19 protein-coding genes are annotated in these 20,905 nt (G+C 70.1%); 1 reads left to right on the forward strand and 18 read right to left on the reverse strand.

Going from position 1 to position 20,905, the window contains the following annotated elements:
- Positions 1-13: 13 nt before the first annotated feature.
- The 14 genes from msbA to JHW38_RS06290 all read right to left on the reverse strand — a co-directional run bounded on the left by msbA (position 14) and on the right by JHW38_RS06290 (position 13,325).
- Complete coding sequence (gene msbA, locus JHW38_RS06225) at positions 14-1,768, reverse strand: lipid A export permease/ATP-binding protein MsbA (RefSeq protein WP_207525120.1); 1,755 nt, start codon at positions 1,766-1,768, stop codon at positions 14-16.
- Positions 1,765-2,217, reverse strand: a complete 453-nt coding sequence (locus tag JHW38_RS06230) for an ExbD/TolR family protein (RefSeq protein WP_207525121.1) — start codon at positions 2,215-2,217, stop codon at positions 1,765-1,767. Before JHW38_RS06230 ends, msbA begins: the two co-directional genes overlap by 4 nt.
- A gap of 12 nt (positions 2,218-2,229) precedes the next feature.
- Positions 2,230-2,889, reverse strand: a complete 660-nt coding sequence (locus JHW38_RS06235; RefSeq protein WP_074865316.1) for a MotA/TolQ/ExbB proton channel family protein — start codon at positions 2,887-2,889, stop codon at positions 2,230-2,232.
- 27 nt (positions 2,890-2,916) lie between these two features.
- Positions 2,917-5,319 carry a DNA internalization-related competence protein ComEC/Rec2 gene (locus tag JHW38_RS06240; RefSeq protein ID WP_207525122.1) on the reverse strand — a complete coding sequence of 801 codons (2,403 nt, stop codon included), beginning with the start codon at positions 5,317-5,319 and terminating at the stop codon, positions 2,917-2,919.
- 703 nt (positions 5,320-6,022) lie between these two features.
- The gene (lolD, locus tag JHW38_RS06245; protein ID WP_207525123.1) at positions 6,023-6,772 is read right to left on the reverse strand and encodes a lipoprotein-releasing ABC transporter ATP-binding protein LolD; all 750 of its coding nucleotides are present in this window, start codon (positions 6,770-6,772) and stop codon (positions 6,023-6,025) included.
- Positions 6,765-8,009, reverse strand: coding sequence for a lipoprotein-releasing ABC transporter permease subunit (locus tag JHW38_RS06250; protein WP_207525124.1), 1,245 nt, complete (start codon positions 8,007-8,009; stop codon positions 6,765-6,767). The genes lolD and JHW38_RS06250 overlap by 8 nt, the downstream gene beginning before the upstream one ends.
- A gap of 94 nt (positions 8,010-8,103) precedes the next feature.
- The gene (locus JHW38_RS06255; RefSeq protein ID WP_207525125.1) at positions 8,104-8,532 is read right to left on the reverse strand and encodes a hypothetical protein; all 429 of its coding nucleotides are present in this window, start codon (positions 8,530-8,532) and stop codon (positions 8,104-8,106) included.
- Positions 8,533-8,641: 109 nt separating this feature from the next.
- Positions 8,642-8,914 carry a succinate dehydrogenase assembly factor 2 gene (locus JHW38_RS06260; protein ID WP_207525126.1) on the reverse strand — a complete coding sequence of 91 codons (273 nt, stop codon included), beginning with the start codon at positions 8,912-8,914 and terminating at the stop codon, positions 8,642-8,644.
- A 44-nt stretch (positions 8,915-8,958) separates the two neighbouring features.
- A complete protein-coding gene (locus tag JHW38_RS06265) occupies positions 8,959-9,381 on the reverse strand; it encodes an MAPEG family protein (protein ID WP_207525127.1) in 423 nt (140 codons plus the stop codon).
- A gap of 237 nt (positions 9,382-9,618) precedes the next feature.
- A complete protein-coding gene (locus tag JHW38_RS06270; RefSeq protein ID WP_207525128.1) occupies positions 9,619-10,407 on the reverse strand; it encodes a succinate dehydrogenase iron-sulfur subunit in 789 nt (262 codons plus the stop codon).
- Between the two features lie 15 nt (positions 10,408-10,422).
- The gene (sdhA, locus tag JHW38_RS06275; protein WP_242691365.1) at positions 10,423-12,177 is read right to left on the reverse strand and encodes a succinate dehydrogenase flavoprotein subunit; all 1,755 of its coding nucleotides are present in this window, start codon (positions 12,175-12,177) and stop codon (positions 10,423-10,425) included.
- Between the two features lie 42 nt (positions 12,178-12,219).
- Complete coding sequence (sdhD, locus tag JHW38_RS06280; protein ID WP_207525130.1) at positions 12,220-12,618, reverse strand: succinate dehydrogenase, hydrophobic membrane anchor protein; 399 nt, start codon at positions 12,616-12,618, stop codon at positions 12,220-12,222.
- Complete coding sequence (gene sdhC / locus JHW38_RS06285) at positions 12,615-13,010, reverse strand: succinate dehydrogenase, cytochrome b556 subunit (RefSeq protein WP_207525131.1); 396 nt, start codon at positions 13,008-13,010, stop codon at positions 12,615-12,617. Before sdhC ends, sdhD begins: the two co-directional genes overlap by 4 nt.
- A gap of 117 nt (positions 13,011-13,127) precedes the next feature.
- Positions 13,128-13,325, reverse strand: a complete 198-nt coding sequence (locus JHW38_RS06290) for a DUF1674 domain-containing protein (protein WP_207526278.1) — start codon at positions 13,323-13,325, stop codon at positions 13,128-13,130.
- Between the two features lie 30 nt (positions 13,326-13,355).
- On the opposite strand from JHW38_RS06290, the gene JHW38_RS06295 reads away from it, so the two are divergent.
- Positions 13,356-14,219, forward strand: a complete 864-nt coding sequence (locus JHW38_RS06295; RefSeq protein WP_242691240.1) for a YgfZ/GcvT domain-containing protein — start codon at positions 13,356-13,358, stop codon at positions 14,217-14,219.
- Between the two features lie 222 nt (positions 14,220-14,441).
- On the opposite strand, the gene JHW38_RS06300 is transcribed toward JHW38_RS06295, so the two are convergent.
- From JHW38_RS06300 to JHW38_RS06315, 4 genes are all read right to left on the reverse strand, one after another.
- Positions 14,442-15,161 (reverse strand): hypothetical protein, encoded by a 720-nt coding sequence (locus JHW38_RS06300; protein ID WP_207525133.1) that lies wholly within the window; start codon positions 15,159-15,161, stop codon positions 14,442-14,444.
- Between the two features lie 9 nt (positions 15,162-15,170).
- Entirely contained in the window at positions 15,171-16,349 is a 1,179-nt protein-coding gene (locus JHW38_RS06305; RefSeq protein ID WP_207525134.1) for a S1 family peptidase, read from the reverse strand.
- A 204-nt stretch (positions 16,350-16,553) separates the two neighbouring features.
- The gene (asnB, locus tag JHW38_RS06310) at positions 16,554-18,533 is read right to left on the reverse strand and encodes an asparagine synthase (glutamine-hydrolyzing) (protein ID WP_207525135.1); all 1,980 of its coding nucleotides are present in this window, start codon (positions 18,531-18,533) and stop codon (positions 16,554-16,556) included.
- A gap of 5 nt (positions 18,534-18,538) precedes the next feature.
- Positions 18,539-20,818 carry a thiamine pyrophosphate-dependent enzyme gene (locus JHW38_RS06315; protein ID WP_207526279.1) on the reverse strand — a complete coding sequence of 760 codons (2,280 nt, stop codon included), beginning with the start codon at positions 20,816-20,818 and terminating at the stop codon, positions 18,539-18,541.
- Positions 20,819-20,905 lie beyond the last annotated feature (87 nt).

Here is a 20,905-nt window from a genome sequence, read left to right on the forward strand (position 1 = left end):
TTGGCGACGGCCTTCATTCGGCCTCGCGGAACTGCATGCGGTGCAGATGCGCGTACAGCCCGCCCTGGGCGAGCAGTTCGCTGTGCGAGCCGCGTTCGACGATCCGGCCCTGGTCCATCACCAGCACCTGATCGGCATGCTCGATCGTCGACAGACGATGGGCGATGACCAGCGTGGTGCGGTCGGGCATCAACCGCTCCAGCGCGTCCTGCACCAAGCGTTCGGACTCGGTGTCGAGCGCGGCGGTGGCTTCGTCGAGGATCAGGATCGGCGCGTCCTTGAGCATCGCGCGGGCGATCGCCAGGCGCTGGCGCTGGCCGCCGGAGAGCTTGCCGCCCTTGGCGCCGATCGCGGCGTCGAGACGGTCGGGCAGCTTGTCGACGAACTCGGCGGCGTTGGCGCCCTGGATCGCGCGCTCCAGCGTGGCCGCATCGACGCCCTGCATTTCGCCGTAAGCCACGTTGGCCGCGATGGTGCCGTCGAACAGCATCACCTGCTGGCCGACCAGGGCGATCTGGCGCCGTAGGTCGGCGAGCTTGTAATCGGTGAGGCTGTGGCCGTCGAGCAGGATCTGCCCGGACTCAGGATCGTAGAAGCGCGGAATCAGCTTGATCAGGCTGGACTTGCCGCTGCCGGAGCGGCCGACGATGGCGGTGACCGTGCCGGGCCGGGCGACGAAGCTGATGTCGGCCAGCGCCGGACGGTCCTGGCCCGGATAGCGCGCGGTGACCTCGCGGAACTCGATCAGCCCGCGGCTGCGCGCGAGCTCGCGGCTGCCGCTGTCGGGCTCCTCGGCCGCGTCGAGCACCTCGAACAGGCGCTCGGCCGAGGCCACGCCGCGCTGGAGCATGTTCTGCACGTTGGTGAGCTGGCGCAGGTTCGGGATCATCGCCATCATCGCCATCATCAGCGCGACGAAGCCGCCGGCGCTCAGGCGCCCGTTGAAGGCTTCGTAGCCGGCCACGAACAACAGCACCGCCAGGCCGATCGAACCCATCAGCTGGACCATCGCCGAGGCGATGCTGCGGGTGGATTCGACCTTGAGGCTGAGTTTGAGGTAATGGTCGGCGATCGAGCGGTAACGCGCCAGTTCGGACTGTTGCGCGCCGTAGACCTTCACTTCCTGCTGGTTCGACAGGCTCTGGTCGGCGGCCAGCAGCAGTTCCGCGCCGCTCTCCTGGATGCGGTGGCTGATGCGGCGATAGCGCCGGCCGACCTTGTCCATGACCCAGGCCAGCGGCGGCGCCACCACCAGCACCGCCAGCGTCACCTGCCAGCTGGTCCAGATCATCACCGCGAGCAGGCCCAGCGCCTGGGTCGACTGCTGCACCATGACCTTGAGCGCATCGACCGAAGCCTGCGCGACCTGGTCGCTGTCCGAGCCCAGCCGCACCAGCATCGACGGCACCGGCTCGGTGTCGAAGCGCGAACCCGGCAGGCGCAGGTATTTGGCCAGCACTTGCACGCGCAGGTCGCGGGCGACGCCGCGCCCGGACTTGGCCATGTAGTAATCGGTGATGTAGCCGGCGATGCCGCGCAGCACGAACAGGCCGACGATGGTCAGCGGCAGCCAGATCGCGATCCGCTCGTTCTTGGCGATGAAGGTCTGGTTGATGACCGGTTCCATCAACTTGGTGAAGCCCGCGCCGGCGGCGGCCTCGATCAGCATGCCGATCACCGCCAGCCACAGCAGGCTGCGATACGGCAGCGCGAAGCGGAGCAGGCGACGGTAGGTCTGCCACGGCGACACGGTCGCGTTCGCCGTCACCGCGCGGCCCCCGCGGCGGGCTTGGCCGCCGACGCCGGCGGCGGCGCGGTGGCGTTCATGATCTTGCGGAAGCCGAGCTGGCCGAGCGCGTCGTAGACGGTGACCACCGCCTGGTACGGCGTGCGCGCGTCGGCGCGCAGCATCACGGTGCGGTCGCGGTCGTCGCCGGCGACTTCCGCGATCGTGCTTTTCAGCGATTCCAGATCGTCGCGCAGCACCTCGCGGTCGCCGACGAAATAACGGCCCTCGGCGTTGACCAGCACCACCAGCGCCTTGCTGGCGTCGCCGGACGGTTCGCCGGTGGCGCGCGGCAGCTCGAGCTTGAGCACCGAGCGCGCGTCGAAGGTGGCGGTGACCACGAAGAAGATGATCAACACCAGGATCACGTCGATCAGCGGGACCAGGTTGATTTCCGGCTCGTCGTCGGCGCGGTGGTCGCGAATGCGCATGCGGGCGGCGCCTCAGCCCTGGCCGCCGGCCAGGCGCACCGGACGCGGCTCGCTGGCGCGGCCTTCGCCGGGGTGCTGCTGCAGCACGTCGACCAGGGCGATGGCCTCGTGCTCCATCGCCACGATGTACTCGGAGATGCGGCCGCGGAACCAGCGGTGCGCCATCAGCGCCGGGATCGCCACGATCATGCCGGTGGCGGTGCACACCAGCGCCTTGCCGATGCCGCCGGCGAGCTGGTTGACGTCGCCGATGCCGTGGTCGTTGATGACCAGGAACATCTGGATCATGCCGACCACGGTGCCAAACAGGCCCAGCAGCGGACCGGCGGCGGCGATGGTGCCGAGCGTGTTCAGGTAGCGCTCCATGCGGTGGACCAGATGCCGGCCGACGTCCTCGATGCGTTCGCGGATTTCCTCGCGCGGTCGGCCGCGCACATCGAGCGCGGCGGCGAGCAGCGCGCCGAGCGGCGCGGTCGCGCGCAACGACTCGATGTGGGCCGGGTCGAGCTTGCCGCCGGCGGCCCAGGCGCGCACTTCCTGGCCCAGGTTCGGCGGCAGCACGGCGCGCCGGCGCAGGGTCCACAGCCGCTCGATGATGATCGCCAAGGCCACGGCCGACAGGATCAACAACGGAATCATCGGCCAACCGCCGGCCTTCACCAGTTCCAGCACTCGCGAACCTCCGGCCCGTGGCCGACTTCAATCCGGCCGATAGGATAGCCCAGGCGCGCGCCGGCTCGCGTCCCACAACCTTGGGTGTGTCTGGCGTCGCGATTCCAGGCGCAAACCGGCGCCGCCGCCGGCCCGGTCCGGCGCGCGCAGCGCGATCCGCAGGGCGCCGTCGGCGGCGGTGTCGGCGACCCGGGCGCCGGCCCGGCGCCAGCGTTGCGACACCTCCGGACGCGGGTGGCCGAAGCGGTTGCCGTGGCCGCTGGAGACCAGGGCGTAACGGGCGCCGGTGGCGCGCACGAACGCCGGATCGGAAGACTCGCCGCTGCCGTGGTGGGCGACCAGCACCACGTCGGCGCGCAGCGTCTCGGCCGGCGCCTGCGACGCGCGCCGGACCAGGTCGCGCTCGACCACTTCGCCGATGTCGCCGGTCAGCAGCGCGCTGGCGTGCGCGGCGTCGATCCGCAGCACGCAACTGGATTCGTTGCGCAGATAAGGGAAGTGCGCGGGCGGATGCAGGAAACGCAGGCGCACGCCGTCCCAGCGCCATTCGCGGCCGGCTTCGCAGGTTTGCAGGCGCAGGCCGCGCACCGCGTCGCCTTCGATCCCCGGCGGCCCCCACCGCAGCGGCGCCGGAAACGCGCGCAGCACGGCGGCGAGTCCGCCGGCGTGGTCCTGGTCGCCGTGGCTGACGATGGCCGCGTCGAGCCGGCGCACGCCGAGCGCGTGCAGCGCCGGCACGACCGCGCGCTCGCCGGCGTCGAAACCGTCGCGCACCGCCGGGCCGGCGTCGAACAACAGGCTGTGATGGGCGGTGCGCACCAGCACCGACAGCCCCTGGCCGACATCGATCACCACCAGTTCGGCCGCGCCGGGCGCCGGCAGGCGCCGGTCCGGCCACAGCAGCGGCAGCCACAACAGCAGCGCCAGCGCCTTGCCGGGCGTGCCGCGCGGCAGCAGCAGCCAGAACGCGCCGAGCAGCGCCAGCGGCAGCGCGAACCAGCGCGGTTCCGGCAACCACCACAGCGCCAGCCCGCTGCCGGCCAAGCCCTGCAACGCCGGCCAGCCCGGTTCGAAGCAGGCCGCGGCCCAGCGCCAGGCGAATGCGCCGGCGCCGGCATGCACGCTGTCCAGGCCGGTGCCGATCAGCGCCAACGGCACGACGATCAGGCTCCACCACGGCACCGCGACCAGGTTCGCCAGCGGCCCGGCCAGCGACGCCTGACCGAACAACGCCACGCACAGCGGCAGCAGGCCCAGGCTGGCGACGCCCTGCGCCGAAACGAAACCGCCCAGGCGCTCGCGCCAGCCGCCCTCGCCCGCCGCCGGCAGGCACCACAGCAGCCAGGCCACGCCGAGGAAACTCAGCCAGAAGCCGGCGCCGAGCAGCGCCAACGGATCGGCCAGCAACACCGCGATCACCGCCAAGGCCAGCGCATCGGCACCGTGGCCCGGCCGCCGCAGCAGGCGCAGCGCCGCGATCACCGCGATCATCAGCCAGGTGCGCACGGTCGGCAGGGCGAAGCCGGCCGCAGCGGCGTACAGCAGGCCGCCGGCCATCGCCGCCAGCGATGCGGCCGCGACCGCCGGCACGCGCCGGCCCAGGCCCGGCAGCAGCCACCACGCGCCGCGCGCGAACAAGGCGAAGAAGCCCGCGACCAGACCGACGTGGAAGCCGGAAATGGCGATCAGATGGGTGAGGCCGTTCGCGCGCAGCACGTCCCAATCGGCGTCGTCGAGCCCGCGCGTGTCGCCGAGCGCGAGCGCGCGCACGAAGCGCGAGCCCGGCGTCGTAACCGCCGCAGCGATGCGCTCGCACATGGCTTCGCGCCACGCATCCAGCCCGGCGGGCGGCGCGAGCAGGCGCGCGTTGGCCTGCGGATCGCGCAGGTAGCCGTTGGCGCTGAGACGCTGCGCCAGCGCGTACTTCTCGGCGTCCGGACCGCCCGGGTTGCGCAGCCCGCGCGGCGCGCGCACCCGCGCCCGCAGTTGCCAGCGCTGGCCGGCTTTCAGTGCGGCGCGCTGCTGCGGATCGTCGTCGTACCAGGCCAGACGCAGCAGCCGACCGCGCAACGGCGCGGGCTGCGCGGCATCGTCGTCGACGCGGAAGCGGAACTGGCTGCGGCGAGACTCGTGCACGGGCAAGTCGACGATGCGGCCGCGCAACGCGACTTCGCGCTTCTCCCAGTCCGGCGGAAGTTGCAGCGCCAAGGCATGCGCCGCATGCAGGCTCGCCAGGGCGAAGCCGAACGCGAACGCGGCGAGCGCGCGGGCGCGCCGCAACCGCCACCAACCGGCCGTGGCGAGCAACGCCAGTGGCGCCATCGATGGCCAGGGCAACAGCCACGGCGAGGCCAGCGCGGCGCCGATGCCGGCCAGCAGGGCGATGGCGACGAGTTTCCCGAACGGCGGCGTCCTTGCCGCTTCGAACATGGCGATGTCTCCAGAATCCGGATCGGTACCGCAGCGACGCGTTGCGGCACCCGACGCCTCGCCGCAGTGCGGCGAAATGATCGGCGCGACGGCCGATGAGCCCGATCTCCAGGCTAAGGCGACGGCGTGGGCAGCGCCGTCGGCACGACGGCCTGCTCAGCGTAGGAACATGCCGCGCGAGTCCGTCGGCGCGGGTTCGGTCGCGGCGGACCGATACTCTGCCGCGCAGCCGGACCACGATATGCTCGGCCGAACCGAGTCGGGGAAGCTTCGCAAATGGATCGGACCGACAGACAAATCGCGATCGGCGCGGCCGTGTTGCTGTCGGCCTTCTGCGCCGCGGCGTTCGCTTTCTTCTGCTGGATGTGGACGCTCGACCACTACGCCGCCGACGAACCGGCAGTGTCGCCCTACGGTCTGCGCGTCGCCCAGGAACGCGGCGGAGAAGAGCCTTATTCCCAAAGCGTGTATCTGCGCTACGGCTTTCTGCCGTTCGGTGTCTGGTCCAGGCCGATCGTCGAGAACTGCCGGCACCCGCAGCTGCGCTGGCGTTCGACCGACCGGCTGCAGGCGACCTGCACGCGGAACCGGAGCGAGGAGGACCGGATCGCACGCCGCACGGGCGGCGTGCGGATCGAACTGGACTACGTCCCCGAAGACCCCGCGTCCGTAGCCCTGCGCGCCAGGATCGACGCGATTTACGCTAAACCTCGTCCGCGCGCAATTCCCTCAGCCTGCCTTCGTGCAGCTCCATCACCCGGTCCAGCCGCCGCGCCAGGCGCCGGTCGTGGGTCACCATCACCAGGCTCGTGCCCTGGTCGCGGTTGAGCGAGAGCATCAGCTCGAACACGGTCGCTGCGGTCTTCTCGTCGAGGTTGCCGGTGGGTTCGTCGCCGAGCACGCAGGCCGGGCGATTGACCAGGGCGCGCGCGACCGCGGCGCGCTGGCGCTCGCCGCCGGACAGTTCGCCGGGTTTGTGGCCGAGGCGATGGCCGAGGCCGACCGATTCCAGCAACGCGGTCGCGCGCTGGGTCGCTTCCTTCACCGACGGCGAACCGCGGCCGCCGAGCAGCACCGGCAGGGTCACGTTCTCCAGCGCGGTGAACTCCGGCAGCAGGTGATGGAACTGGTAGACGAAGCCCAGCGCGCGGTTGCGCAGCAGGCCGCGCGCGCGGTCGGACAGCGAATTCATCCGCTGGCCGGCGACGTACACCTCGCCTGCGGTCGGCGTATCCAGCCCGCCGAGCAAATGCAGCAGCGTGCTCTTGCCGGCGCCGGACGCGCCGAGGATCGCGACGGTCTCGCCGCGGCGCACGGCGAAGTCCAGGCCGTTGAACACCGGCGTGTGCAGGGTGCCTTCCGAATACGTCATCGCCAGGCCCTGGCAGCTGAGCACGGTCTCGGCGGCATCGTGCGCGGACGCGTTCGCGCGGTCGGCGGCAGGGTTACTCATAGCGCAGCGCCTCGGCGGGAGCCGTGCGCGCGGCGCGCCAGGCGGGATAGATGGTGGCCAGGAACGCCATCGCCAGGGCGACGCAGGCGATGATGGTCACGTCGCTGGTCTGCAGGTCGGTCGGCAGGCCGGTGATGTAGTAGACGTCCTCGGGCAGCAGCTGCACGCCGAGCACGCTCTCGATGGCCTTGAGGATGTGTTCCAGGTTCAGGGTCAGCACGATGCCGCCGATGACCCCGAGCACGGTGCCGATGATGCCGATCAGGGTTCCCTGGACCACGAAGATGCGCATCACGCTCATCGGCGTGAGGCCGAGGGTGCGCTGGATCGCGATGTCGGCCTGCTTGTCGGTGACCAGCATGACCTGCGAGGACACCAGGTTGAACGCGCCCATCGCGATGATCAGCGACAGCAGGATCGCCATCACCGTCTTCTCCATCTTCAGCGCGCGGAACATGTTGGCGTTGTCGCTGCTCCAGTCGGTGACCCGGTACGGGCCGCCGAGGTTGACCGCGAGGTCGCGCGCCACGTCCCAGGCCTGGTCCATGTCGTGCAGCTTCAGCCGCACGCCGGTGACGCCCTCGCCCATGCGCAGCACCCGCTGCATGTCGTGCATGTTGGCGACCGCCATGCCCTTGTCGTATTCGTTGTAGCCGGCTTCGAAGATGCCGCTGACGGTGAAGCGCTTGAGCTGCGGCATCGCGCCCATCGGCGTGCTGCGGCCGTCGGCGGTCATCATCACCACGCTGTCGCCGACCTGGGCGCCCATCCACAGCGCCAGTTCCTTGCCGAGCACGATGTTGAAGCTGCCGGGTTCGAGCGAATCGAGCTTGCCTTCGACCATCTTGTCGGCCAGCACCGAGACCCGCCCCTCCAGCGCCGGATCGACGCCGCGCACGATCGCCGGCTGCTGGCGCGTGGCCGAGAGCAGCGCTTCCTTCTCGACGTAGGGCGCGGCGCCGGCGACGCGCTTGTCGGCGGTCGCCATGTCGACCGCGTGGCGCCAGTCCTGCAAGGGTTCGCCGTAAGCGCTGACGGTGGCGTGCGCGGCCATCTGCAGCATGCGGTCGCGGATCTCGCGCTGGAAGCCGCTCATCACCGCCAGGGTGGTGATCAGCGCGGTCACGCCCAGGGCGATGCCGGCGATGGACGCGAGCGAGATGAAGGAGATGAAGCCGTTGCGGCGTTTGGCGCGCAGGTAACGCAGGCCGATGGCGACGGAAATGGGTTTGAACATGGAACCCGGCAATGGGGATGGGGAATGGGGCTCGGGCGGAACTTCGGGACGGCAGCGGCGCGGCCGCGTGCGGTCCCGAATCCCCGAGCACCGCTCATGGTGCCACCGAACGCGGTGAAGACGCAGGCAGTACGACCGTGGCGGCCAGCCGGAGTTCACGCCGGCCGTGGGCGTCGAGGCGGTCGGGCCACCACAGCAGGCGGCCGCGGCGGCCGTCGCCGGTGCGGAATTCCAGGCGCGCCAGCGGCCCGCGCCAGTGCAGGCGCAGCTGCGCGATCGGGGCGTCGTCGAGCCAGGCGCGCGCGCCGGCGAAGCGCAAGCGGCGCGGCGGCCGGCGCAATTCGCGCCGGGCCAGGGCCGTGCCCCACCCCGCCGCCAGCGCGGCCAGCGGCCAGGCCAGGGGCGGCGGCAGTTCGCAGGCGAGTACGGCGAAGGCGGCGAGCAGGCCGATCAGGACCAGCGCCGCGGCCAACCAACGCGAAGGGCGCCAGTCGATGCAGCCGGGATCGCGGTTCGCGCGCACCGCTTCGGCCGCATCGCCGCCGAACCGGCGACGCGCAGCGCGCCGCCACAGGTGCGCATGCGCCGCGAACGCTCGCCCGCCACCGGCCCGCGCCGCGGCGGCCTCCGCCTCACACCGGCAGGTTGCGGATCTTCTCCACCAACGCCTGTAGTTGCGCATCCTGCGCTTCCTCGTGGCCCATGAACCAGTGCCAGAGCTTATCGTCCTCGGTTTCCAGCAGCCGTAGGAAAACCCCGCGCTCGTGTTCGGAAGACTGCCGCCACGCGCGGTCGAGATAACGGCCGAACAACTGGTCGAGTTCGCGCATGCCGCGGCGGCAGCGCCAGCGCAGGCGGCGCAGTTCGAGCTCGTCGCGGTCTTCGGCCGAAGGGGTATCGCTCATGGTGTTCTCCTGCGGTTCGGAATCCGCTTTCTTGCAACTCGACGCTACGACGCCAGCAAGCCGTAGCCGATGCGCAGCCACAGCGCCCACAACACCGCGCCGCCGGCGGCGTAGGCATAGAAGCGGTGCATGACCTTGTTGTAGCCGCACTGGATCGCGCTGTGGGCGATGCGCAGGGCGACGAACAGCCACGCCAGCGCCAGCGTCGCGGCATCGGCGAAGCCGTTGAACGCGGCCACCGCCAGCGCCAGGTAGAACAGCACCGGCAGTTCGAACAGGTTGCGGAAATTGTCCGCGGCCTTGGATTCGGTCAGCTTCGCCACCGCCTGCGCCGAGGTCGCGACCGATTGCGGGTGGATGCGGTCGCGCTTCATCTGGCCGATGCGCACGTAGAACAGACGCAGCCACACCACGCAGGTCAGCGCGGCCATCGCCAGCGCGGGAAGGAAGATCGTCTTCGTGTCCATCGGGGTCTGCACTCCCTGTGAGGCCGCGCGCGGCGCAGCGGATGGCGGCGCGGCCGGCGCCGCGCCAGCGCGCATCGTCCGTCAATCTCCGCGGCGCCGCCACTGGACCTGCGGCCGATGCCGCGCGCGTTCGCCGCGAACCGGCGACCGCGCTCACGAAAACGCCGCCGCCCGGTAACGGACGGCGGCGTCGATTCGAGACCAACCGATCGGATCAGGCCGATCGAATCATGCCGATCAAATCCGCCGCTGCAACATCAGCTTCTTGATCTCGCCGATCGCCTGCGCCGGGTTCAAGCCCTTCGGGCAGGTCCGCGCGCAGTTCATGATCGTGTGGCAGCGATACAGCTTGAACGGATCTTCCAGATCGTCGAGGCGCGCGCCGGTGTCCTCATCGCGCGAATCGATGATCCATCGATAGGCCTGCAGCAGGATCGCCGGGCCGAGGTAGCGGTCGCCGTTCCACCAGTAGCTCGGGCAGCTGGTCGAGCAGCACGCGCACAGGATGCACTCGTACAGGCCGTCGAGCTTCTCGCGGTCGGCCGGGGTCTGCAGGCGTTCGCGGTCCGACGGGGTCGGGCTCTGGGTGCGCAGCCACGGGCGGATCGACGCGTACTGCGCGTAGAAGTGGGTCAGATCCGGAACCAGATCCTTGACCACGTCCATGTGCGGCAGCGGATAGATCGGCACATCGTTCTTGGCGTCGCCGCAATCGGCGATGGCGCGGGTGCACGCCAGGGTGTTGGTGCCGTCGATGTTCATCGCGCACGAACCGCAGATGCCTTCGCGGCAGGAGCGGCGGAAGGTCAGGGTCGGGTCGATCTCGTTCTTGATCTTGATCAGCGCGTCCAGAACCATCGGGCCGCACGAAGCCAGATCGACTTCGTAGGTGTCGACGCGCGGGTTCATGCCGTCGTCGGGGTTCCAGCGGTAGACCTTGAAGGTGCGCGGCTGCTTGGCGCCCGGCGTCGCCCAGTGGCGGCCCTTCTGGATCTTGGAGTTCTTAGGCAGTGAGAATTGGGCCATGTCGGCGGCTCCTGATCAGTAGACGCGCTTGGCCGGCGGGATCGATTCGACATCCCCCGTCATCGGCTGCATGTGGACGGGGCGATAGTCGATGCGGGTATTGCCCTTCTCGTCCACCCAGCACAGCGTGTGCTTCTGCCAGTGCTGGTCGTCGCGCTCGGGGAAGTCCTCGTGCGCGTGCGCGCCGCGCGATTCCTTGCGGTTCTCGGCGGACACGATGGTGACCAGCGCCTGATCGAGCAGGTTGGCCAGCTCGAAGGTCTCGATCAGGTCCGAGTTCCACACCATCGAACGGTCGGTGACCTTGACGTCGGCGAACGAGGCGTGGATGTCGCGCATCTTGGCCACGCCTTCGGCCAGGGTCTGGCTGGTGCGGAACACCGCCGCGTCGGCCTGCATGGTGCGCTGCATCTTGTCGCGGATGACCGAGGTCGGGGTGCTGCCGCTGGCGTTGCGCAGCTTGTCCAGGCGCGCCAGGGCGATGTCGCAGGCGTCCGCGGCGAGCGGCGCCTGCTTGGCGTCGGGCGTAATCGTCTCGGCGCAACGGTTGGCGACCGCGCGGCCGAACACCACCAGGTCGAGCAGCGAGTTCGAGCCCAGGCGGTTGGCGCCGTGCACCGACACGCAGGCCGCTTCGCCGATCGCGTACAGGCCCGGCACCACCGCGTCGGGGTTGCCGTCGCGCAGCTGCACCACTTCGCCGTGGTAGTTGGTCGGGATGCCGCCCATGTTGTAGTGCACGGTCGGGATCACCGGGATCGGCTGCTTCTCGACGTCGACGCCGGCGAAGATGCGCGCCGATTCGGCGATGCCCGGCAGCTTCTTGTGGATCACTTCCGGGCCGAGGTGGGTCAGGTCGAGCAGGATGTGGTCCTTGTGCTCGCCGACGCCGCGGCCGTCGCGGATTTCCATGGTCATCGCGCGGCTGACCATGTCGCGCGGGGCGAGGTCCTTGACGCTCGGCGCGTAGCGCTCCATGAAGCGCTCGCCGCTGCTGTTGCGCAGGATGCCGCCTTCGCCGCGCACGCCTTCGGTGATGAGGCAGCCGGCGCCGTAGATGCCGGTCGGGTGGAACTGCACGAACTCCATGTCCTGCATGCCCAGGCCGGCGCGCAGGGCCATGCCGCCGCCGTCGCCGGTGCAGGTGTGGGCCGAGGTGGCGCTGAAGTAGGCGCGGCCGTAGCCGCCGGTGGCCAGCACCGTGCCCTGCGCCTTGAACAGGTGCAAGGTGCCTTCGGCCATGTCCAGCGCGAGCACGCCGCGGCAGGCGCCGTGCTCGTCCATGATCAGGTCGAGGGCGAAGTATTCGATGAAGAACTGCGCGTCGTGCGCCAGCGACTGCTGGTACAGGGTGTGCAGGATCGCGTGGCCGGTGCGGTCGGCCGCCGCGCAGGTGCGCTGCGCCGGCGGGCCCTTGCCGAACTTGGTGGTCATGCCGCCGAACGGACGCTGGTAGATCTTGCCGTCGTCGGTGCGCGAGAACGGCACGCCGTAGTGTTCCAGCTCGATGATGGCCGGAATCGCCTCGCGGCACATGTACTCGATGGCGTCCTGGTCGCCGAGCCAGTCCGAGCCCTTGACGGTGTCGTAGAAGTGGTACTTCCAGTTGTCGTCGCCCATGTTGGCCAGCGCCGCGGCCACGCCGCCCTGCGCCGCTACGGTGTGCGAACGGGTCGGGAACACCTTGGTGATGCAGGCGGTCTTCAGGCCCTTCTGGGCCAGGCCGAAGGTCGCGCGCAGGCCGGCGCCGCCGGCGCCGACCACGATCATGTCGAAGGAATGTTCTTGAATCTTGTAGGCAGAGGCCACGGATCAGGCTCCCAGCGCGATGCGGATGATGGCGAGAACGCTGGCCAGGGCCGCGACTGCGCAAACGAAAACGATGGCGATCTGCGAAGCGGCCGCGAGCAGCGGCGCGTGCACGTAGTCTTCGACCACGACCTGCAGGCCGAGCCTGGCGTGCAAGAACATCGCGATGACGAACGCGCTCAGCAGCACCGCGTTGCAGGGATGGGCGACGCTGGCGCGGACGCTGGCGTAATCGCCGCCGATCCACGACACGATCAGGCCGATCACGTACAGGCAAAGGAAGATCAGCGCGATCGCGGTGACCCGCTGGACCACGAAGTGGTGGGTGCCGTCCTTCGCCGAACCCAGGCCGCGCGCGCTCTTGAGCGGAGTGCGCAGTTGCTTTTGGCTGAAGATGCTCATGCGCCACCTCGCGACATCATGGCGACGATCCAGATCAGCGCGGTCAGCACCAGGCTGCCGACGACGCTGGTCCAGGCGCTGCGGACGAAGGTCTGGACCTTGTAGCCGAAGCCCGCGTCCTGGACCAGGTGACGGATGCCGTTGAGCAGGTGGTAGGCGAAGGCCCAGGTCCAGCCGAACAGGATCAGGAAGCCGAGCGGCGAACGCGCGCAGGCGATGAAGCTCGCCCAGGCGTCCGGCCCGGCGGCCAGGGCGCTGAGGCCCCAGGCGATCAGCAGGGCGCCGACGGAAAGGATGACACCGGTGGCTCGGTGCAGGATCGAGGTCGCCATCTGAACCTGCCAGCGGTAAACCTGCAGGTGTGGCGACAAAGGTCGTTCGCGGTTCGCCATGAGGGTATGGCAATCTCGGCTGGGCGGCGGCGCCGCGTGGCGGGAAGCGTGTGGAAACGCCAGTAAGGGGGTGCGCTTGAAATGCGCGGATGCGGACCGATCAACTAGCGAGCGACGCTAGAAATCGATGCAGCGTCCGTTCTTTTCCCAGTCGCCGTAGCGGGTCGGCTCGAGACCTTCGCGACCACCGTGCTCTTTGGGAGCGTCCTTGGCGGAAGGCGAATGGCCTCCCGTCTCGGACGCGCCGGACACGGGAGTCGCCGCGGTCTCGGACGCGTCGTCCGAACGTGCTTCCGGGGTGGTTTCGCCTATCATCACAGCGTTAAATATTAATTCCCGGCCCCCATGCCTGACAACCCGCACGCCTTGCCCGGACAGGCCTTCGCCCTGCCCGGCCAACGACTCATCGCCCTGGAAGGCCGCGACGCCGCGGTTTTCGCCCAGGCGCAATTCATGAACGACGTCAAGGGCTTGGCCGACGGCCACTGGCAATGGAGCGGCTGGCTGACGCCCAAAGGCCGCGCCGTGGCGCTGTTCGCGCTGCTGCGGCTGTCCGCGGAGCGCATCTGGCTGGTCGTGCCCGATGCCGACGCCGATGCGCTGGTGGAGGCGCTCAAGCGCTTCGTGTTCCGCAGCAAGGTCGCGATCGCCACGCGTGAAGACCAGGTGATCGAGGGCCGTTTCGGCGCGCCCGAGCGGGCTTCGGGCGCGGCGATCGACGGCAACGGCGACGACAGCGTAGAGATCGACCTGAGCGGCGACGGCGGCGCGCGGACTTTGCGCATCGTGGCGGCCGGGCGCGCGGCCGCGGCCGATGCCGATCTCGCCGAACGCTGGGCCGAGGCCGACCTGCGCCACGGCCTGCCGCGGCTGCCGGCGTCACAGGCCTCGCAATGGACGCCGCAGCAGTTGTCGCTGGACCGTTTGCGCGGCTACAGCGTCAAGAAAGGCTGCTATCCGGGTCAGGAAATCGTCGCCCGCACCCATTTTCTCGGCAAGGCCAAGCGCGGACTGGCGCTGTATCGCAGCGAGGGGCCGGTCGAAGCCGGCGCCAAGCTCATGGCCGGCGAGGAGACGCTCGGCGAGATCGTCGCGTGCGCTGGCGATTGGGCGCTCGCGGTGACCGGACTGGATCGCGAGCCGACGCCGGCCCAGGCCGGCGCGACGCAATTGCAGCCGCAGCCGTTGAGCGCGGGGCTGGAGCGCTGAAGGACGCGTTGCGCGGCGATCGCCGCGCAACGCCGAAAGGTGCGAAGCGCGGCAGTCGCTGCGCCACTGCGAAAGATGCGCGGCGCGACGATCGCCGCGCAACCTCGCAAGATGCGGGGCGCGAGGATCTTCGCGTCTTGCTTCAAACCGCATCGCGCAGCGATCGCCGCGCGATGCCGAACGACGCAGGGCGCGACTTCGCCGCGCCCTGCCCCGCCAAACTTACTTGCGTGCGGCGACGGTGTCCGGCGGAAAGTAGAAATCCATTTCCTGGCGCAGCGCCAGCACCGCCGGATCCTTGGCGATCTTGGCCGCCGCTTCCGGCACGGTCGACTTGACCCATTCCATGCCGGCCTTGCCGATGCCGGCATCCACCGTCCAGAGATTCTGCGCGCGCGCCGCGGTGCGTTCGAAGCTGTAGCTGGTCAAGGGACGGCCGTTGAGCATGAGGTCGTACTTGATCACCATGCGCTCGCTGCTGACCACCGGAATCAGGCCGAGCGAGCCGCCGGCCAGCACCGCGCTGAGCAGGCCCGCGGCCATGCCGCCGGCGGTCGGGCGCATCGTGTGGGTCACCATCAGCGACAGCGGGCTGCCGACCAGTTCCTTGTCGAGCGCGGCGAAATTCGGATCGGCCTTGAGCCCGGCGTAGATCTCCTCCTCGGCGACCGAGGCGAGGAAACGCATCGGCGGCAAGGCGCCGGCCTTCGGCGCGACGACGGCGGACGCCGCGGACGCAGGCGTTGCGGACGCAGGCACGGCCGGCGCGGACGCCGCAGGCGCAGGCGCGGCGGCCGTGGCCGTGGCGGGCGCCGGCGCCGGCGCGGGCGCGGGCACCGGCGACTGGATCGGCGTGCGCGCCGGTTCGTACGCGCCGGCGCCCAGCGGCGCCAGCACGGACAGGGCAAGCAACGAAGCGCGGATCGTGAAAGCACGGTTCATGGCGGCCCCTTACTGGTAGCAGTTGAGCTGGACGGTGTTCGACAGCGCGGCCTGATTGGCCGTCTGCATGCTGCCCGCGCCCTGCGCGCGCAAGGTCTCGAACGGCACCTTCTCGCGTTGCAGGAACATCGCCACATAGCGCCCGTCGAGGGCGAAGTTGACGTTCTGCGGAATCAGCCCGAGCTTGGCCATGCTCTCGGCGTTGAGCGTGCTGACCGCCACGCCGAGCAGTTCGCCGTTGTCCGACACGATCGGGCCGCCGCTGTTGCCGGGCTGGATCGGCGCGGAGAACTGGAACATGCCCATCGAACCGCGCGGCCCGCGGCTGGCGCTGACGTTGCCGCGGGTGACGTTGGGCGAATCGCCGAGCACGCCCTTGAGCGGATAGCCGACGCTGGTGATCGACTCGCCGAGCTCGATCGCCTGGCCCTGGCGCAGCGCCAGCGCCGCGGCGCGCGGCTTGCCCGAGTCGAGCACGGCGACGTCGAGCAGGTCGCTGGCCGCGCGCGCCTTGACCGGGAAGGTCGCGCCGTCCTGGTGCGCTTCCATCGCCACGCAGTTGCGCGCCACGTGCGCGGCGGTCAGCAACTGGCCGTCCTTGTTGACGAAGAACGCGGTGCCGGTGCGCAGCGGCTTGCTGCGGTCGACCAGCGCGGTCAGGTCGATCTTCGCGGTCGCGCCGGTGGCCGGGAACTTGACCGGGTCGGGCTGCAGCGCGCCCTGCACCTGCGCCATCACCTGCTGCACCGCCTGCCGGGTCACGGCCTGGGCGCTGGCGCCGAAGTTGCCGTACTTCAGCGCGGTGCTCTGCTCGGCGCTGCCGCTGGTGAGCTTCTTGCCGTCGGCGCCGTAAACGTCGTAGGGCACGGACAGGGTCAGCTTGCCGCCCTCGCTCGACCACTTCGGCGCCAGATCCAGCAGCAGGCCGTAGCGCTCGTCCTTGGCCGCCGGGACCACGTGCAGGGCCGGAAAATAGCGGCGCCCGACCTCGTCGAGCGCGTCGCCCAGGGCCTTGCCCGGCTCCACCCACATGTTGGTGCGCGGCAGGTAGGTGCTGGAGGTCAGCATCGACGGCGGCACGTACACCGCCAGTTCGGCGGCGCTGGCGACGACCGGCGCGTTGTTGCGCGGCGGCGCCGCCAGCGCGGGCAGGGCCAGCGCGGCGAGCGCGAAAAGCAGGGGTGACACGGACGAACGCATGGGTCGGTTTTCCTGACGCGACCGCGCCCGGCGGGCGGAAGCGACCCGGGGCGCGCGGATTTGCTGGGAGGTCCGGCCCTTGGCTCCCCCTAAGGCCAACCGTGACGGGAGTTTAACCGCGTCGCGGCAGCGATCACAGCCGGGGCGCCGCCGCCGGTCGCTGACAGGCGCGCCGGCGCGCCCGCGCGGGCCTCAGAGCCCGCCGTCGCCGCTGCTGGAACGCGCCAGCGCCTCGCCGGCGCCGTCGCGCTGCTGGCGCCAGTGCTCGTGCCAGGCCTGGAACATCAGCACGTTCCACAGATGCGTATGCCAGCGCTTCTCGCCGTCGAGGAAGGCGCGCCACAAACCGTGGACCAGATCGGCGTCGAAATAGCCTTGCGCGCGCAACAGCTGCGGATCGAGCAAAGCCTCGGCCCATTCGCGCAGATCGCCGTGCAGCCACTGCGACACCGGCGCGCCGAACCCGCGCTTGCCGCGGTCGACCATGGCATCGGGCAGATAGCGCCGCAGCACCCGCTTGAGCAGGTGCTTGCTGCCGCCGTCGTCGCCGCGCTTGTAGTGCAGCGGCAGCGACCAGGCGAACTCGGCCACGCGCGTGTCCAGCAACGGCGCGCGCGCCTCCAGCCCGACCGCCATGCTGGCGCGGTCGACCTTGCACAGCAGGTCGTCGGGCAGATAGACGCTGTAGTCGGCCAGCATCATCGCGTCGGCCGCGCTGCCGCGTCCGCCGAGCGGTTCGGCGAGGTCGTACAGGGTCGGCGGCAGTTGCGCGCCGGGCACCGCCGCTTGCGGGAAGCGCCAGCGCACGATCCGGTTGCGGTAGACGTCGCCGATGCCGCGCGCGCCCATTTCCGCGGCGAACGCGGCGAACCCGCCGGCGCGCGAGGCCTCGCCGTGGCCCTGCGCGCGCCCGGCCAGCCAACGCCGCAGCGGCACCGGCACGCGATGCAACAGGCTCAGGTTGCGCAGCGCGCGTTCGTAGCGTTTGTAGCCGAAGAACAATTCGTCGCCGCCGTCGCCCGACAGCGCCACCGTGACCAGGTCGCGCGCCAGCTTGCACACCAGCGCGGTCGGCACCTGCGAGGCGTCGGCGAAGGGTTCGTCGAACATCGCCGGCAAGCGCGGCACCACCGCCAGCGCATCGCTGCCGCTGACGTAAAGCTCGGTGTGCGCGGTGCCCAGATGGCGCGCCACTTCCAGCGCCAGCGGCGCTTCGTCGTGGTGCGAGCCCTCGAAGCCGATGGTGAAGCTCTGCACCGGCTTGGGATTGAGCGCCTGCATCAGCGAGGTCACCACCGACGAATCGGTGCCGCCGGACAGGAACACGCCGACCGGCACGTCGGCGACCATGCGCAGGCCGACCGCTTCGCGCAGCAGTTCGTCGAGACGGTCTTCGGCCGCGTCGATGTCGCCGTCGAACGGATCGGCGATCGCCGCCTGCATGCGCTCGGTCGCGTTCCAGTAACGCTGCTGGTCGCGCGCGGGATCGTGCGCGCCGGCGCCGCGCGCGACCGCGGCGGCGTCGAAACGCAGCAACGCGCCCGGCGCCAGCTTCCAGGTATCGGCGTGGATGCAATACGGCGACGGCACGTAGTCGTAGCGCAGCAGCAGCGCCAGCGCGTCGCGGTCGACGCCGTTGTCGAACTGCGGATGCCGCCACAAGGCCTTGAGTTCGGAACCGAACACCAGGGTGTCGCCGGCCCAGCCGTAGTACAGCGGCTTCTTGCCGACCCGGTCGCGCGCCAGCCACAGCTCGGCGCGCTCGCGGTCCCACAGGGCGATGGCGAACATGCCGTTGCAGCGCGCGATCGCCGCTTCCACGCCCCACTGCGACACCGCCGCCAGCAGCACTTCGGTGTCGGAATGGCCGCGGAAACCATGGCCGAGGCCCTGCAACTGCTCGCGCAGTTCGGCGAAGTTGTAGACCTCGCCGTTGTAGGCGATCACGTAACGCCCGTCGGCCGACGCCATCGGCTGATGGCCCAGCGGCGACAGATCGAGAATGCTGAGCCGGCGATGCGCGAGCGCGATGCCGGCCTGCGGATCGGCCCAGACGCCGTCGTCGTCGGGGCCGCGGTGATGCAGCGCTTCGCCCATCGTAGCGGCGAGCGCCTGCAGGTGCTCCTGGTCGAGATCGTTGCGCGGACGCAGCAGTCCGGCCAGTCCGCACATCGGCGTCAGCCCTTGGCCAGCGCGTCGGCGGCGCGGACGATGTCGTCCTCGCCCGGGATCACCAGGAACGCCGCGCCGGCCAGCGGGGTGTAGGTGTCGACGCCGACCACGCGCTGCATCGGCACGCCGCCGAAGCCGGCCTCGGCCAGCGCGGTGATGACGCCCTCGCCCACGCCGGCGCTGCGGCGGCCTTCGTCGACCACGATGACGCGCTTGGCGCCGCGCGCCTGCTGCGCGATGTAGGCGTCGTTGAGCGGCACCAGCCAGCGCAGGTCGACCACGCGCGCCTTCCAGCCGTGGGTCTGCTCGATCTGGCGGGCGGCGCGCAAGCTCATCGGAACCCCGTTGCCGTAAGTGAAGATCACCAGATCGTCGCCGTCACCATACACCCGGCCCTCGCCGAGCGGCATGGCCTGGTCCGGCGCCGGGTACGAAGTCAGCCACTGGCCGTCGCCGGCTTCGTACAAGTCCTTGGTCATGTACAACGCGATCGGCTCCAGGAACACGGCCACGCGGCCGTCGACCTTGGCCAGCGCGGTCAGCGTGCGCAGCATGGTCGCCGCGTCGTCGCCGCGCGAGGGGCAGCCGACCACCAGCCCGGGAATGTCGCGCAGGGCGGTGATCGAGTTGTCGTTGTGGAAATGGCCGCCGAAGCCGCGCTGGTAGCCGAGGCCGGCGATGCGCACCACCATCGGGTTTTGGTACTGGTTGTTGCTGAAGAACTGCAGCGACGCCGCTTCGCCGCGGATCTGGTCGCAGGCGTTGTGGAAGTACGCCAGATACTGGATTTCCGGAATCGGCAGCAGGCCGACGTTGGCGAAGCCCTGGGCCAGGCCGAGGATCATGGTCTCGTCGAGCAAGGTGTTGAACACCCGGCGCGGGCCGAACGCTTTCTGCAGTCCCTTGGTGACGGTGTAGACGCCGCCCTTCTGCGCCACGTCCTCGCCGAACAGCAGGGTTTCGGGGTATTTGGCGAACAGGTCGTGCAGCGCGTTGTTGATCTGGATCGCCAGATGCCGCGGCGGCTGCGCCTCGGGCAGCTTGGCTTCGCTGCCGAACGCCTGCAGGCGGCGCTCGGCGTAGTCGGCGCGCTGCGCCTCGGCCTGGACCGCGTCGGGCGTGTACGGCGCCAACGGCGCGATCACGTGCTCCAGGGTCTCGATCTTGGGCCGGCGGTCGGCTTCCTCGGCCGCGGCGAAGCAGCGCTTGCGCGTGGCCTCGTACAGCGCGAGCACCTCGTCCTTCGACATCAGCCCCGATTCCATCGCGATCGCCGCCGAGCGCAGCAGCGGGTCGCTGGCCTCGACCGCGCACAGTTCCTCGACCGGACGCCACTCGATTTCGAAGTCGGTGCCGGCGTGGCCCATGATGCGGGTGGTGCGCAGGTGCAGGAAGGTCGGGCGACGGCTGCTGCGGCAATGCTCGACCGCGCGCTGCACGTCGGCGTAGCCGCTGGCCAGGTCGAGGCCGTCGGCGGCGAAATAATCCAGCCCGTCCATGTTGCGGAAACGGTTGCCGATCCAGCCGCCCGGGGTCTTCACCGAGATGCCGATGCCGTTGTCTTCGCACACGAACAGCACCGGCGCCGGCAGCTTCTGGTACGCGGTCCAGGCGGCGGCGTTGAACGCGGTCTGGGCGGTGGCGTGATTGGCCGAGGCGTCGCCGAACGAGCAGATGGCGATGCTGTCGTCGGGGATCGGCAGCGCATGGCCGAGGCGGCGCGCGGTCTCGACCGCGACGGCCGTGCCCAGCGCCTTCGGCAGATGCGAGGCGATGGTCGAAGTCTGCGGCAGCACCCACAACGGCTTGCTGCCCCACACCTTGTGGCGGCCGCCGGACGCGGGGTCCTCGGCGCTGGCGGCGAACGACAGCGCCGAATCCATCACCGGGTCCATGCCCGGCAGCTTGCGGAAACGCTCGGCCATGAAGCCGCCGCTGCGGTAATGCAGGAACGCCGGATCGGTGTGGCGCGCGGCGCGCGCGACCATCGCATTGCCTTCGTGGCCGCTGGAACCGATGGTGTAGAAGACCTTGTTCTGCACCCGCAGCACCCGCGCCATCAGGTCCAGATGGCGGCTGATCAGTTGCGATTCGAACAGTTCGCGGAAGCCGCGCGCATCGAGCGCGCTGCCGTCGAGGATGGCTTCGTTCGGCGACGGGCGCGCGTCGGCGCGGCCGTTCCAGGCCTTGACGAATTCGACGAAATTGACGTCGCAGATCTCGGCCCGGTTGAGGCCCTTCATGCGCGCCGGGATCGGGCTGGCGACCGGGTTGAAGTTCGGCATCTGGCTGAAGATCGAAGACTGCGGTTGCGCTGACATCGGGGACTCCGCCGCCCTGTTCGGGCCGGCTCGACTAGAGGGAATTCGGGG

Source organism: Lysobacter enzymogenes, assembly GCF_017355525.1.
In the GTDB taxonomy this organism is placed as follows: Bacteria; Pseudomonadota; Gammaproteobacteria; order Xanthomonadales; family Xanthomonadaceae; genus Lysobacter; species Lysobacter enzymogenes_C.